15 protein-coding genes and 2 tRNA genes are annotated in these 12,851 nt (G+C 70.9%); 11 read left to right on the plus strand and 6 right to left on the minus strand.

Annotated elements, in window-relative coordinates:
- Positions 1 to 132 precede the first annotated feature (132 nt).
- A complete protein-coding gene (locus B042_RS0104730; protein ID WP_028647287.1) occupies positions 133 to 339 on the plus strand; it encodes a hypothetical protein in 207 nt (68 codons plus the stop codon).
- A 159-nt stretch (positions 340 to 498) separates the two neighbouring features.
- On the opposite strand, the gene B042_RS0104735 is transcribed toward B042_RS0104730, so the two are convergent.
- Positions 499 to 571 (minus strand) — tRNA-Arg (locus tag B042_RS0104735).
- Between the two features lie 558 nt (positions 572 to 1,129).
- Between B042_RS0104735 and B042_RS0104740 the strand changes: the two genes are divergently transcribed.
- The gene (locus tag B042_RS0104740; RefSeq protein ID WP_369797669.1) at positions 1,130 to 2,113 is read left to right on the plus strand and encodes a D-alanyl-D-alanine carboxypeptidase family protein; all 984 of its coding nucleotides are present in this window, start codon (positions 1,130 to 1,132) and stop codon (positions 2,111 to 2,113) included.
- Positions 2,114 to 2,170: 57 nt separating this feature from the next.
- On the opposite strand, the gene B042_RS0104745 is transcribed toward B042_RS0104740, so the two are convergent.
- From B042_RS0104745 to B042_RS0104760, 4 genes are all read right to left on the minus strand, one after another.
- Entirely contained in the window at positions 2,171 to 2,575 is a 405-nt protein-coding gene (locus B042_RS0104745) for an MscL family protein (protein ID WP_028647289.1), read from the minus strand.
- A gap of 86 nt (positions 2,576 to 2,661) precedes the next feature.
- Positions 2,662 to 3,315 (minus strand): RcpC/CpaB family pilus assembly protein, encoded by a 654-nt coding sequence (locus tag B042_RS0104750; protein ID WP_028647290.1) that lies wholly within the window; start codon positions 3,313 to 3,315, stop codon positions 2,662 to 2,664.
- Positions 3,316 to 3,419: 104 nt separating this feature from the next.
- A complete protein-coding gene (locus B042_RS0104755; RefSeq protein ID WP_028647291.1) occupies positions 3,420 to 3,800 on the minus strand; it encodes an FmdB family zinc ribbon protein in 381 nt (126 codons plus the stop codon).
- Between the two features lie 171 nt (positions 3,801 to 3,971).
- Entirely contained in the window at positions 3,972 to 4,622 is a 651-nt protein-coding gene (locus B042_RS0104760) for a 5-formyltetrahydrofolate cyclo-ligase (protein ID WP_028647292.1), read from the minus strand.
- Positions 4,623 to 4,789: 167 nt separating this feature from the next.
- Between B042_RS0104760 and galU the strand changes: the two genes are divergently transcribed.
- The 9 genes from galU (at position 4,790) to B042_RS0104805 (ending at position 12,449) form a co-directional block, all read left to right on the plus strand.
- Positions 4,790 to 5,731 carry a UTP--glucose-1-phosphate uridylyltransferase GalU gene (gene galU, locus B042_RS0104765; protein WP_155988877.1) on the plus strand — a complete coding sequence of 314 codons (942 nt, stop codon included), beginning with the start codon at positions 4,790 to 4,792 and terminating at the stop codon, positions 5,729 to 5,731.
- 109 nt (positions 5,732 to 5,840) lie between these two features.
- Positions 5,841 to 7,070 carry a gephyrin-like molybdotransferase Glp gene (glp, locus tag B042_RS0104770; RefSeq protein WP_028647294.1) on the plus strand — a complete coding sequence of 410 codons (1,230 nt, stop codon included), beginning with the start codon at positions 5,841 to 5,843 and terminating at the stop codon, positions 7,068 to 7,070.
- A 118-nt stretch (positions 7,071 to 7,188) separates the two neighbouring features.
- Positions 7,189 to 7,698 (plus strand): cyclic pyranopterin monophosphate synthase MoaC, encoded by a 510-nt coding sequence (gene moaC / locus B042_RS0104775; RefSeq protein ID WP_028647295.1) that lies wholly within the window; start codon positions 7,189 to 7,191, stop codon positions 7,696 to 7,698.
- A complete protein-coding gene (locus B042_RS0104780) occupies positions 7,691 to 8,200 on the plus strand; it encodes a molybdenum cofactor biosynthesis protein B (RefSeq protein ID WP_028647296.1) in 510 nt (169 codons plus the stop codon). The genes moaC and B042_RS0104780 overlap by 8 nt, the downstream gene beginning before the upstream one ends.
- Positions 8,201 to 8,454: 254 nt before the next feature.
- The gene (locus B042_RS0104785) at positions 8,455 to 9,141 is read left to right on the plus strand and encodes a GNAT family N-acetyltransferase (RefSeq protein WP_028647297.1); all 687 of its coding nucleotides are present in this window, start codon (positions 8,455 to 8,457) and stop codon (positions 9,139 to 9,141) included.
- Between the two features lie 365 nt (positions 9,142 to 9,506).
- On the plus strand, positions 9,507 to 10,118 hold the full coding sequence (locus tag B042_RS0104790) for a hypothetical protein (RefSeq protein WP_028647298.1): 612 nt from the start codon (positions 9,507 to 9,509) through the stop codon (positions 10,116 to 10,118).
- 64 nt (positions 10,119 to 10,182) lie between these two features.
- Positions 10,183 to 10,256, plus strand: a tRNA-Ala gene (locus tag B042_RS0104795).
- 331 nt (positions 10,257 to 10,587) lie between these two features.
- On the plus strand, positions 10,588 to 11,193 hold the full coding sequence (locus tag B042_RS0104800; RefSeq protein ID WP_028647299.1) for a TetR/AcrR family transcriptional regulator: 606 nt from the start codon (positions 10,588 to 10,590) through the stop codon (positions 11,191 to 11,193).
- A gap of 716 nt (positions 11,194 to 11,909) precedes the next feature.
- Positions 11,910 to 12,449 carry a hypothetical protein gene (locus B042_RS0104805; RefSeq protein WP_028647300.1) on the plus strand — a complete coding sequence of 180 codons (540 nt, stop codon included), beginning with the start codon at positions 11,910 to 11,912 and terminating at the stop codon, positions 12,447 to 12,449.
- 8 nt (positions 12,450 to 12,457) lie between these two features.
- Here the strand turns inward: B042_RS0104805 and B042_RS0104810 are convergent, their stop codons facing one another.
- Complete coding sequence (locus tag B042_RS0104810) at positions 12,458 to 12,769, minus strand: sec-independent translocase (protein WP_028647301.1); 312 nt, start codon at positions 12,767 to 12,769, stop codon at positions 12,458 to 12,460.
- Between the last annotated feature and the right edge of the window lie 82 nt (positions 12,770 to 12,851).

The raw sequence follows: 12,851 nt of genomic DNA on the forward strand, positions 1-12,851 counted from the left end.
GGAGGGGCGCGCGGTCTACGCCGCCACCCGCGGCCACCTCACCCGGGTGGCGGTCACCGACCGCCCCGACCCGCACCGGCCGCCGCTGGTGTGGACCTCGCCCCTGGAACACCTGGAGAAGGGGGCGGCGACGTGACCGCCCTGGAACACGCCCTGGACCAGATCCAGCGCGGGGCGTGGGTGCTCACCACCCGCACCGCCGACGACGGCACGGTGACCTACGTGGCCCACCGCCCACCGGGCTGGTCCGGCCCCGGGGACCCCTTTGAGGAGATCACCGCACCCGACACCGCCACACTCCGCGCCCGACTCACACACAGGTGTCGCCGGGACGCCTAGTCTCCGCGCGCCCGGGACCCCTGGAAGCCTCCCGGGCGCGCGGGCTTCCCCTGGCAGGGTGTGTGAAAAGAGGAAGGGCCCCGTGGATTGCGGCTGGAGCAGCAATCCACGGGGCCCTTCCCTCGGCGACTCCGCGATGTCGTCGCAGGTCACCCCGTGCGGCCCCAGCAGGATTCGAACCTGCGACACCCGCTTTAGGAGAGCGGTGCTCTATCCCCTGAGCTATGGAGCCACAACGGAACCGGGACGCTCGGCCCCGGCCGTTTCCGGGTCAAGCGTAACCCAGAACGGGGGTGCTTTGGGGTGTCGGCCCGCGTTTCGGGGCCTCGCCTTCCGGGATTGGTGGAGGGGATCGGAGTACGCTGACCTACGATGGGTTGTCCTGGTAGTAGTGTGATGTTTTTCACCACTTATGGCGCGTTTTAAGTTATAAGTCGTGCTTCTGCCGTTCGGTGCGGGAAGTGAGGTATGTCCTTGCACCATGGCGACCAGGAAAGACGCCGAATATCGGGTGGTCGGTGCCGATGCGTACCGCAGGGCCGTTCCTGGTGGACACCACCCGCTGAATCGGCTCCGTGTGGCCGCATGTGGACATGTAGTACGTTGCCTTGCGGCCAACGGGTCAGGTGTTGGAAGACATGCAGCCGGAGGATCATTCGTGCCGTTCACCGCTGATTCGGCGCGCCGGGGAGCTCGCGCACCGCAGAACCGGACGCCGACCACCCCTGCGGCACCCCACCGTGGTTGTCTCCGGCGGGCGACCGCCCTCGCGGCCTCGGTGCTCATCGTGATGCCGGGCTCCTTCGGGGTCGCGGCCCCCGCGTCGGCGCAGGACAACGAGCTGCGCCAGTTGCGTGAGCAGGCCGAGGCGGCCTCGGAGGCCCTGGAGGCGGCGACTGAGGAGTACGTCGAACGCCAGGACGCGGTGGCCGCGGCGCAGGAGGAGCTGATCGGGATCCTCCACGACCTCCAGGGGGTCGAGTCCGACCTGCGCGAGATGCGCGAACCGCTCGCCCAGTTGGCGAGCACGCTCTACCAGCAGCCTGCCGGCGGCAACGTCCTCGCCACACTCGCGACCGGCACGCTGGAGGAGGACCTCCAGGTCCAGTCCTACGCGGGCAAGATCGCCGAGGACAACGAGATCCTCATCCAGGACGCCGCCGACCTGCGTGAGGAGCAGATCGAGCTGGCCAGCCAGGCACAGGAGCTCCAGACGGAGACCCAGCTGGAGGAGGTCGAGCTGGCCGCCGAGGTAGAGGACCTGCGTGAGCAGTCCGAGGAGAGCACCGAGGAACTGACCCAGGAGCTGGAGCGCCTGGGACTCGACCCGGGAACGTACATGGCCGCGGCGGAGTGCGACTCCGACCGGGCGGTGGACGCCGAGGGCTACGCCAACGGCCTGCTGCCCCAGTCGTCGCTGTGCCAGCTCTACGACGACGACAAGTACCTGCGCGCCGACGCTGCCGTGGACTTCCTCGAACTCAACCTGAGGTACGTGGAGGACTTCGGCGAGAACATCTGTATCACCAGTGCCTACCGCGACCTGCCCAACCAGCACCGCGTGTACGGCGAGGTCGCGCCGGGCTTCGCGGCCGTTCCCGGCACCAGTAACCACGGGTTGGGGCAGGCGATCGACCTGGGCTGCGGCATCCAGAACTACCAGTCCGAGCGGTGGCTGTGGATGCAGGAGAACGGTGCCGACTTCGGGTGGATCCACCCGGCCTGGGCCAAGTCGAGCCCGTTCGAGCCCTGGCATTGGGAGTACACCCGCTGACGGGACCCGCCGGGGGTGCGTCCGGGGCACGGCCCCCCTTCGGCGGGTCGCGCGGGTCTACACGAGTTCGGGGCTGATCTCGCTGGTGCAGGCGGAGCAGCGGGTGGCCTCCTTGGGTACCTGGGTGCGGCAGTGCGGGCAGGCGCGGGTGGTGGCCTCCTCGGCCTTGGTGTCCCGCTCCAGCAGCGTGGCGACCGGGAGCACCACGAGGAAGTAGAGGACCGCGGCGGTGATGAGGAACGCGATCAGGGCGTCGCCGAACGCGCCGTAGAGGAAGCGGCTGCCGTTGATCTCGAAGTAGAGGTCGCCGAACGTGGGAACCCCGCCGAAGATGCCGATCAGCGGGGTGACGAAGCCTTCGGTGAAGGCGGTGACGAGGTCGGCGAAGACCGCGCCGATGACGACCGCGACCGCCAACTGGACCAGGTTGCCGCGGAGCAGGAATGCTTTGAAGCCGTTCATGGGTTTTGCCCTATATTTACTCGGGGTTTCAGGGGCGACGCGCACGGTAGTGCGCTTGGTCAGCATTCACTACGTTTCGTCATGAGTCAACTTCGTATGGTGATCGACAGGTGGGAGGAGACGCCGTGTCCCGCCAGTTCCCGGGCCTCGTCGGGGGTGGCGGCGATGAGGACCAGTGCGCCGCCCCTCCCACCGGTTCCCTCCCCGTCCGAGGGCACGGCCAGGACGGGGCGGTCGCCCACCACCGGCCGGGCCGGTCCCGTGGGGAAGGGGTGCGGGTCGGCGGGGGCCGGGACGGCGAGTATGTCGACACGGCTGCCGGGGGAGAGGAGCCCCGCCACCCCGGGGTCGTCCACACGCACCGGTACGGCGACCAGGTCGGGACCGTAGGCCCGTGCCGGCGGGTCGGAGAGGCGGGCGTCGGTGACCACCTCGCCGCGGCGCACCGGTGCGTTGAGCCGGAGCCCGGAGGTGTCGGTGCCGGGTGTGAGAGTGCCGCGGGGCAGGGCCCGCTCGGGCAGGGCGCGGTGGACGAGGTCCCCGTCGGCGAGTGGGCGGGAGGCGTCGAGGTCGCGGGAGGCGACCAAAACCCCGACGGTGGCGGGGGGTGGAGGGCGCAGGAGCAGGACGCCGCTGGCCAGGGCGGCTGCCGTGAGCAGCGCTGCGAGGGGGCGGCGGTGGCGGTCGAGCAGGCGTGTCAGGACCCGGCGGTGCCGGTGCGGGCGCGGAGGGTGGGCCATGCTCCGACGCTAGACGCGGGAGGGGCGCCGCGGGCGCTGTCCACAGGGCTGGATGTGCGCCGCCGCGGAGGCGGCGGCGCGCGGGCCGATGCGCCGGGCGTGCCTCAGCTCGCCTTGGCAGCGGTGGCGGCCCCACTGCTCGCGGTGCTCTTGGCGGAGTCGCCGGAGGAGCCCTTTGAGGAGTCGCCGGAGGTCGGGGAGCCCGACGAAACCGAGGTGTCGGAGCCCTTGGCGGAGTCCGAGGAAGTGGAGGAGGAGTCGCTCTTGCCGTTCTCGCCGGAGGCCGAGGTGATGGAGCTGTTCGAGCCCTTGCCGCTGTCGGTGCGGTAGAAGCCCGAGCCCTTGAAGACGATGCCGACGGCGGAGTACACCTTGCGCAGGCGGCCCTCGCACTCGGGGCAGACGGTCAGCGAGTCGTCGGTGAAGCTCTGCACGACCTCCATCTGGGCGCCGCACTCGGTGCACGCGTACTGGTACGTAGGCACTGTTCGGGTCCTCCTAAGCTGGCACTCTCGCCCGTTGACTGCTAAATAGTAATCGCTCGCCGGTCCGGACCGCGACGGACCCCGTGCCCGACACGGTCCCCGGGCGAAAGACGCGGGAACCACTCCGGCGGCCGGGCACGACCGCCAGACACAACACCCCCGGTAGACGGGTTAATCCCGGTGCGGCGCCGCGGTGCGGACGCTCCGCCCGGCCCAGACCGGGGAGCGGGGCTCGAAGGCGCGCAGCCCCCCCACCGGGGTGACGACCGCGTCCACGGGGCGGTCGTGCGGTTCGCCGGGCACCGATTCCACGAACTCCTCGTCATAGACCACCGCGACCGACGGCGTGCGCGGCCCCGTGCGGGCCAGGACGCGGTCGTAGCATCCGGCACCGCGCCCCAGGCGCATGCCCCGCCGGTCGACGGCCAGCGCGGGGCAGACCACGGCGTCGGCGCGGGCCGGGGCGTCCGTCCCCTGCCGGGGGCCGACGGGTTCGAGCAGCCCGTGCCCGGCCGGGGCCAGGCTTGCGGGACCGTCGAAGACCGCCCAGTCCAGGTCGCCGCCGGGCAGGAACACCGGCAGGAGCACGCGTACGCCGCGCTGCTCCAGGGCGGTCGCCAGCGCGCGGGTGTCCGGTTCACCGCCGACGGAGTAGTAGCAGGCCACGGTGGTCGCCCCGGTGAGCCAGGGTGCCTCCAGGAGCGTGCCCAGGACCGCTGCGCCCGCGAGCTCGCGCTCGTCCGCGCTCCGGGCGCGCCGTGCCGCCAGGACGCGTCGCCGTGCCCGCCGCTTGTCCGTTACTGTCCGCCCTTCGTCGTTCATGGATTTCAGTCTCCCATGGTCCCTTCTGTCATGAAGAGGGGGCTTTACCACCGTTGGTGAATTCCCGATTGCCTCTCCGCGTCATCGCAGCGAAGACCTCAGGACTTCTCAACGCGCCGGTGGCGCGGCCATCGTCAAGGGACGAGCTGTTGTCCTAGAGTGCCGACATGATCGCCGACACCGACCAGACGCGGCAGGCCCCTGCCGCCACCTCCGTCATCAAGGCCGTCGTGCCGGCCGCGGGTCTGGGAACGCGCTTCCTGCCCGCGACCAAGGCCACGCCCAAGGAGATGCTGCCGATCGTGGACAAGCCCGCGATCCAGTACGTCCTGGAGGAGGCGGTCGCCGCCCGTCTGTCCGATGTCCTGATGATCACCGGACGCAACAAGCGCTCCATCGAGGACCACTTCGACCGCGCCTACGAACTGGAGGAGGCACTGGAGGCGAAGGGCGACGACAAGCGCCTGCGCGCGGTCCGCGAGTCCAGCGACCTCGCCCAGGTGCACTACGTCCGCCAGGGCCAGCCCCGCGGACTGGGGCACGCCGTCCTGTGCGCGGAGGCCCACGTGGGCGACAACCCGTTCGCCGTCCTGCTCGGCGACGACCTCATCGACACCGCCGACCTGCTGCGCCGCATGATCGAGGTGCGTGAGCGGTTCGGGGGCAGCGTGGTCGGGCTCATGGAGGTGGAGCCCGAGCAGGTCTCCCTCTACGGGTGCGCGGGCATCGAGCCCACCGACGAGGAGGACGTGGTCACCGTGACCGACCTCGTCGAGAAGCCCGACCCCGAGCAGGCACCGAGCCGCTGGGTGATCATCGGCCGCTACGTCTGCGACCCCGCGGTCTTCCCGATCCTGCACGAGACCCCGCCCGGCCGGGGCGGGGAGATCCAACTGACCGACGCCCTGCGCGAGCTCGCCCGGCGCAAGCCGGAGGACGGGGGCGTGGTGCGCGGGGTGCTGTTCCGCGGCCGCCGCTACGACACCGGCAACAAGGCCGACTACATCCGCACCGTGGTCGACTTCGCCTGCCGCCGCCCCGACCTCGCCGCCGAACTGCTGCCGTGGCTGCGCGACTTCGTCGAGAGCCGTGACTCCGCACCCGCCTGATTCCCGGCCGGTGCCGCGCCCGTAACGCGCGGCCGACGCCTCCCGTGGTGACAATGGGGCGCGGGGCGCGGGGCGCGCCCCGCGTGCACCACGATCGGGAGGACCCCCTGTGAAGAGCGTTGAACGGCACATCAGTGACTGCCTGGCCCTGGTCGCCGCACCCGCGCCGGTCGAGGTGGACCTGCTCCGGGCGCACGGTGAGGTCCTGGCCGAGGCGGTGGCCTCCCCGGTGTCGCTCCCGGGGTTCGACAACTCGGCGATGGACGGCTACGCCGTGTACGCCGCCGACGTCGCAGAGGCGGCCGAGGACGCCCCCGCCGTACTGCCCGTGGTCGCCGACCTCGCCGCCGGGGCCGGCACGGGTACGAAGGTGGCCCGTGGCTCCTGCGCCCGCATCATGACCGGCGCGCCGATGCCCGAGGGGCCCGACGCCGTCGTCCCGGTGGAGTGGACCGACGGGGGAACGAAGAACGTCCGTGTGCGGCGTCCGGCGCGGGTCGGCGACGCCGTCCGGCCCGCCGGGGGCGACGTCCTCGAAGGCGCCGAGGTGCTCTCTCCCGGCTCGCGGATCGGTGCCGGTGAGATGGGGGTGCTCGCCGCGGTCGGGCGGCGCTCCGTCCCGGTCTTCCCCCGGCCGCGTGTGGTGGTGCTGGCGACGGGGGAGGAGCTGGTCGAGCCGGGCCGCCCGCTCGGCCCCGGCCAGATCTGGGAGTCCAACAGCCACATGCTCGCCGCGGCCGCGCTGGACACGGGGTGCGAGGTGCACCGCCAGGGCTTCGTCGGCGACGACCCCGACACCGTGCTCGGCGCGCTGGAGGGCCTGCTCGCGGGGGCCGACGTGCTCGTCACCAGCGGCGGGGTGAGCATGGGCGCCTACGACGTCGTCAAGGAGGTGCTCGCGCGCCAGGGCACCGTGGAGTTCACCCGGGTCGCGATGCAGCCGGGCAAGCCTCAGGGGTTCGGGACCCTCGGCCCGGACCGGACCCCGATCCTCACCTTGCCGGGCAACCCGGTGAGTGCTTTCGTCTCCTTCCAGGTGTTCGTGCGCCCGGTCCTGCGCAAGCTGCGCGGCTTGGACCCGGGGCCGCTGCCGACCGTGCGCGCCGTCCTGTCCTCGGCGGTCACCTCCCCGTCCGAGCGGCGCTCCTTCCTGCGCGGGGTCCTGCGGGGGCCCGAGCCGGGCTCGGACCTGCCGACGGTGGTGCCCGCGTCGCGGCAGGGCTCCCACCAGTTGTCGGCGCTGGCCGACGCGAACGCCTTCGTGGTGGTGCCCGAGGACGTGACCGCGCTGCCTGCCGGAGCGGTCGTGGATGTCATGCGCCTGCCGGAGATGTGCTGACCCGCCCGGACCGGGGCCCGGCGCGGGTGCACTACGGTCGTGGTGGGCGCGCGTCCGGGCGTGTCCGGGGCGGGCCCGCGGGGACCGTCCCGCCGTTCGAGCGCAGACGAGGCCGACCATGAGCCACACCCCACGGGCGGAGGGGGCCGACCGCCCCTCCGGCTTCACCCACCTGGACGAGACCGGAGCGGCGCGGATGGTCGACGTCTCGGGCAAGGACGTGAGTGCGCGCACCGCGACCGCCACCGGGCGGGTCCTGCTCGCCCCCGGGACCGTCGCCGCGCTGCGCGGGGGCGGGGTGCCCAAGGGGGACGCCCTGGCGGTGGCCAGGATCGCCGGGATCCAGGGGGCCAAGCGGACCCCGGACCTGGTCCCGCTGTGCCACCCCGTCGCCGTGCACGGTGCGGACGTGGACCTGACGGTCGTCGACGCGGGCGTGGACATCAGCGCGACGGTGCGCACCGCCGATCGCACAGGTGTGGAGATGGAGGCGCTCACCTGCGTCATGACCGCCGCGCTTGGGCTGGTCGACATGGTCAAGGCGCTCGATCCGGAGGCCGAGGTCACCCGGGTCCGGGTCGAGGAGAAGACCGGCGGGAAGAAGGGGCACTGGAGGCGCGGTGAGTGAGGGAGGTGTGCGCGTCGCGGTGGTCACGGCCTCTAACCGGGCCGCGGCCGGGGTCTACCCGGACCGGTCCGGCCCGGTGATCGCCGAGAGGCTGCGCGCCATGGGGTGCGCGGTCGTCGGTCCCTGGGTGGTCCCGGACGGTGAGCCCGTGGCCGAGGCGATCCGCAGGGCCTTGGGCGAACGAGTGGACGCGGTGCTCACGACCGGCGGTACGGGGCTCACCCCCCAGGACCGCACACCCGAGGCCACGCGTCCCCTGCTGTCCTTCGAGATCCCCGGGATCGCGGAGGCGCTGCGGGAGGCCGGGCGGGAGAAGGGCGTGCCCACCGCCGTCCTGTCACGGGGCCTGGCGGGGGTGGTCGAGGCGGACGGGCACCGCATGGTCGTGGTGAACCTGCCGGGTTCCCGTGGCGGGGTGAAGGACGGAATGGATGTGCTGGAATCCGTGCTTGTCCACGCGGTCGACCAGTTGCGTGGCGGGGATCACGTTCGACCCGAATGAGGTGCCGCAATGACCGGAATCACATCTGCGCTATTCCGTTCACGGGTAATCGCTTGACCTTGTTGCGGTTTTCGGAACACAACTATGAGAGTTAGGTGGAAGCCGATTTGCACGATGCTGGTGTGACGATCGGCGGTGTGGCCTTCGTTGGTGGAATACTGGGAGACTCTCCCGGTGGCGGGTGTGTTGCAGGTCCGTGAACACGGGGGTGTGTCCGTGACCGTGATTCTCCAAGAGGCGCGAAAGGGACGGCCGTGTATCGCAGACGTGGGTGGCCCGTGGTCCTGTACGAGGGACCGGTCGCGCTGCGCCCGCTGCGCCTGCGCGACGCCGCCGCGCTGAGGGAGGCCCGGGTGCGCAACCAGCGCTGGCTGCGCCCATGGGAGCCGACCTACCCGGACATGCCGCTGCGGACGGGTGGACTGGCACCCTACGCCGGGATGATCCAGGCCATCCGGGCCGAGGCGCGCCAGGGGCTGTCCATGCCCTGGTCCATCACCTATGACGGGGTGTTCGTGGGGCAGTTGACCGTTGGCTCCATCGTGTGGGGTTCGGCGAGGTCCGCGCAGGTGGGGTACTGGATCGACAGCGCCCACGCCGGGCACGGGATCACCCCGACCGCGGTCGCCCTCGCCGTCGACCACGCCTTCTTCACGGTCGGCCTCCACCGGGTCGAGGCCAACATACGGCCCGAGAACCGGGCCAGCAGGCGGGTGGTCGCCAAACTCGGGTTCCGCGACGAGGGGGTCCGAAGACGCCAGTTGCACATCGACGGCGCCTGGCGCGACCACATCTGCTACGCGGTCACGGCCGAAGAGGTTCCGCAGGGGATGCTGCGTCGCTGGCGCGACAGTGTTTCCTTCCCGGAGCCGGGTTCAGGTCCGCCATTGGGGCCGGAAGGCCCGAACGGAGGTCGGATGGGACGTGATCGGGCGCGCTAGGGGCCCTGGGCCGGTTGAACACGGTTCGATCACCACCGAACACAGGGTGCAAACCTCTCTTTAGCCAGATTGGCTAATTACTTTGCGTTAAATTTCAACTCCTCTCCGTGTTCATTGGCTGACCTGCGGTTTTCCCTGTGGGGCAGGGGGAGCTGAAACAGATGGTCTAAAATCTCGCGACACTCCGGCCTGAATGTGGTTCATTTATGGACACGGGGTCGTAACGTGCGGAACGTAGACGCATTGACGATGCGGCCGGCACGTGGATATGCCCCAGGGGAATCGGGGGCGGAGAACCGCGTTGCGGGGTGTCGGCGAGGTGTCCACAGACCGATATCCGCTGGCCGTCATCGTGAGGAGGGGTGATGAGCAGCTCTCCTCTGTACCTGGCCATCGTGGTGGTCTGGCTTATCGTCCTCGTGCCGATGCTGCTGCGCAAGGACTCGGCGGACGGCGTCCACGAGGACGAGCACCGCGGCGACGAGATGCCCGAGGCCTTCGGTGAGGAGTTCGACAGCGACCCGGACGGCGTGCCGGAGGAGGACGCCGATGACCGGTCCGCCGGACGTGAGCCTGTGGCCGAGCAGCCCCGGCGCGCTGGGGGCCGCCACCGCGGCGAGTCGCGCGCACGGATCATCGCCCGCAGGCGCCGCCGCACGTCCGGGCTCTCGTTGCTGAACGTGGCCACGGCCCTGGCGGTGGTGTTCGGCCTCGGGCCGTGGTGGGTGGTCGCGCCGCCCGTCCTGCTGCTGGCCGGACACCTGGTCCTGCTGAGAGAGGCGGCCAAGGCCGACGCCGAACACAGGTGGGCCCGGGTCCGGGCGCGTCGGCGCGTCGAACTCCGGGAGCGCCGCGAGGCCGAGGAGGAGCAGCGCATCGAGGCGGAGCGCGAGGCCAAGGTCATCGCCCTGCGCGAGCGCCGCAACCAGGTCTACGACCAGTACGCGGACGCCCGGCTCCGGGCGGCTGGGGACTGAGCCCGGGGGCCCGGGAAACGGTTCGGACCACCCGGGGACTCCTGCTAGGCTTGGTCTCGTCTTCGGGGCTATGGCGCAGTCCGGTAGCGCACCTCGTTCGCATCGAGGGGGTCTGGGGTTCAAATCCCCATAGCTCCACCGAAGGTGAGAGGCCCTGCTTCCCCAAGGGAGCGGGGCTTTTCCCGTGCCGTGCGGCGGCGAGGCGCGGGCCCGGGTATCTCGCGGCGCGGGCCCCGCCCCCGAGGGCGGGGCCCGCGCCGCGGGGCGGTCCGGTGTCTCGCTGTTCCCTGCACACGGGTCCTGGTCCGGACCGGAGCCCCGAGTGTCACCGGCGAAGCTGCTATCCCCTCGAAACGGGGCGGGCCGGGCACTGCCGCATCGTATCGCCTTCTCTCCCCGCTTTTCCAGAGCCCTGCGGGCTGGTCCGCCGTTTCACCCCACCGGAAACGTGCCGCTGTAGAGTTCGGGCATGGCAGGCGGTTACCACCACGGAAATCTGCGTGCGGCCGTTCTGGAGCGGGCCGCGGAGGTCATCGGCAGCGAGGGGCCCTACGCCTTCAGCCTGCGCTCGCTCGCCGCAGACCTCGGGGTCAGCCACACGGCGCCCCGGCACCACTTCGGCTCGCGTGAAGGCGTCCTCAACGCGCTGGCGGCCGAGGGGTTCACCGAGCTCGCCAGGCGCCTGCGGCGTGTACGCGAGGCCGGCGGCGGCCTTCTCGACGCGGGGGTGGAGTACGTGCGGTTCGCCCTGGACCGGCCGGCCCACTTCCAGGTGATGTTCGCCCCGACCCTGTTCGATGAGGCCGACGCGGAGCTGAGCGTGGCCCGCTCGGCGGCGTTCGCCGAGCTCACGGCCGGGGTGGACGCCCTCGCGCGCGAGGGGGAGGAGCTCGAGGACAGGGCAGCCGCCGTGGTCGCCGGCTGGTCGGTGGTGCACGGTATCGCCACCCTCGCCCTCACCGGGAACCTGGACTCCTCCGGCGTGCGGAGGCTGTTCCACGACACCGACCTCGTGGAGATCACCCGACGGAGCGCAGGTCTGCTCTTCGGCCCCCGGCACCCGAAGGACCCGTGAATGGAAAGTTCGATAATCCTGTTCATGCATGACCGAAACCGGGGGTAAAAGCGGTCCCTGCTGGATTTCCCACAGCGGGATAATCGGAAGGCGTGATGGTGACGGAGCGTGGCGGGGGGCGGCGGCCCCCGGCGCGGTGTGTGAGGCGCGCGGCGCGTCTGGGGCCGGCGGTGCAGGTACACGTCGGTGCGTGCCCTGGGCGGGGCTGGGCAGTCCCGGTTCCCCCTGACCGGAAACAGAGCCTTCTTTGACCGAAAGGGAGGTCTTGTCCTTCCTGGTCAATGGATTCCCGGTATTCTCCCCCGTCACGTCTGTGCTGTCTGATCTGCTGTGACACGGAGAGTATGGAAACTCCTCAGCAAGGGGTACCGGACCGCCGGTTCTGCGGGGATTCGGGGAGGGCCGGTCTCTTGCCGGACTTGTGTACCCCCGGTCGGATAGTACATCTTGGTCTGCGGGATGGGTAGAAAGCCGCAAGAAAGGTAGCCGCCATGACCACGCATGCCCAGGGTTTGCGCCCTAACGGCTGGAGTTGGCAGTAGCCGACTCTTGAAAGACCCGTGCCGCGTCCTGGTTTCGGTCCCGCGAGGGCCACGACCAGGACGCGGTGGCCGTTCGCGGGTGGATACGCCCGCCTCGGCGGGGTAGGGAGTCACCGACTGCCCCGGTCCCCGCCGGGACCGGACCGAACCGACGTTGAAGGGGACGAACCCCACGTGTCCGATTCCCCCCACGACACCGGCGGTTACCAGCGACCGGAGAAGCCCGACCGGGGCGGAGGGTACGAACCCCCTGGCACCGACCCCTCAGAGGTTCCCGCGGAGGCCGCCGAGGAACCGCGCGAGAAGAAGACCGACGGCCGCGGCCCGACCGCCTCGGAGCGCTTTCGCCGCACCACCCCGGCACGGCGCAGGCCCATCCCCCCGCGCAGGAGCGGAGGCCACTGGCGGCTGCTCTTCGGGACGGTCGTCTACGTCATGGTGGTCGGCGGTATGGCCGACTACACCGAACCCGGGACGCGCGCCCTGGGGCACCTGGTCTTCTGGTCGCTCATCGGTCTGGCCCTGCTGGTCGCGGTCGTCCGCGAGGAGCGCCACGGGTGGGAGCCCGCGCCGCGCTGGCCCTGGATGGCCGCAGCGCTGGGCGGGGCCAGCGCCGTCGAGGTCCTGGTGCCGCTGACGGGGTCGCCGGCGGTCATCGTCGGCTCGCTGATCCTGCTGGGCCTCGGGCTGTTCGTCGTCATGCTGCTGGAATGACCGGTTCCTCAGGTGGCCTCGTCGTCGAACGGGGGGCGCTTGCCGTTCAGGCGGGCCGCGGGCCTGGGCTCGTCCTCCCCGTCGGCGTCCCAGAAGTGCTTCTGCACGAAGCGCCGGGGGTTGAGGTCCTTGACGTCGAAGTCCTTGTACTCGGGGCCCAGCCCCTCCTTGAGGTCGGAGGAGGCGGAGTTGGCCATCGTCCTGAGCTGGCGGAGTACACGTCCCACCTGCTGGGCCAGCTTCGGAAGCTGGTCGGGTCCGAAGATCAGGACTCCGAGCAGGAGCAGCAGGACGAACTCGCCACCGCTGATGTTGAACATGCGTGCCCACGCCCTTCGTGACTCCGACCGGCTCTATGCAGGTTAACCGGTATTCGCCCGGATCCGGAACAGTGTCCGGAAG

Origin of the sequence: Nocardiopsis sp. CNT312, assembly GCF_000515115.1 — a bacterium.
In the GTDB taxonomy this organism is placed as follows: Bacteria; Actinomycetota; Actinomycetes; order Streptosporangiales; family Streptosporangiaceae; genus Nocardiopsis.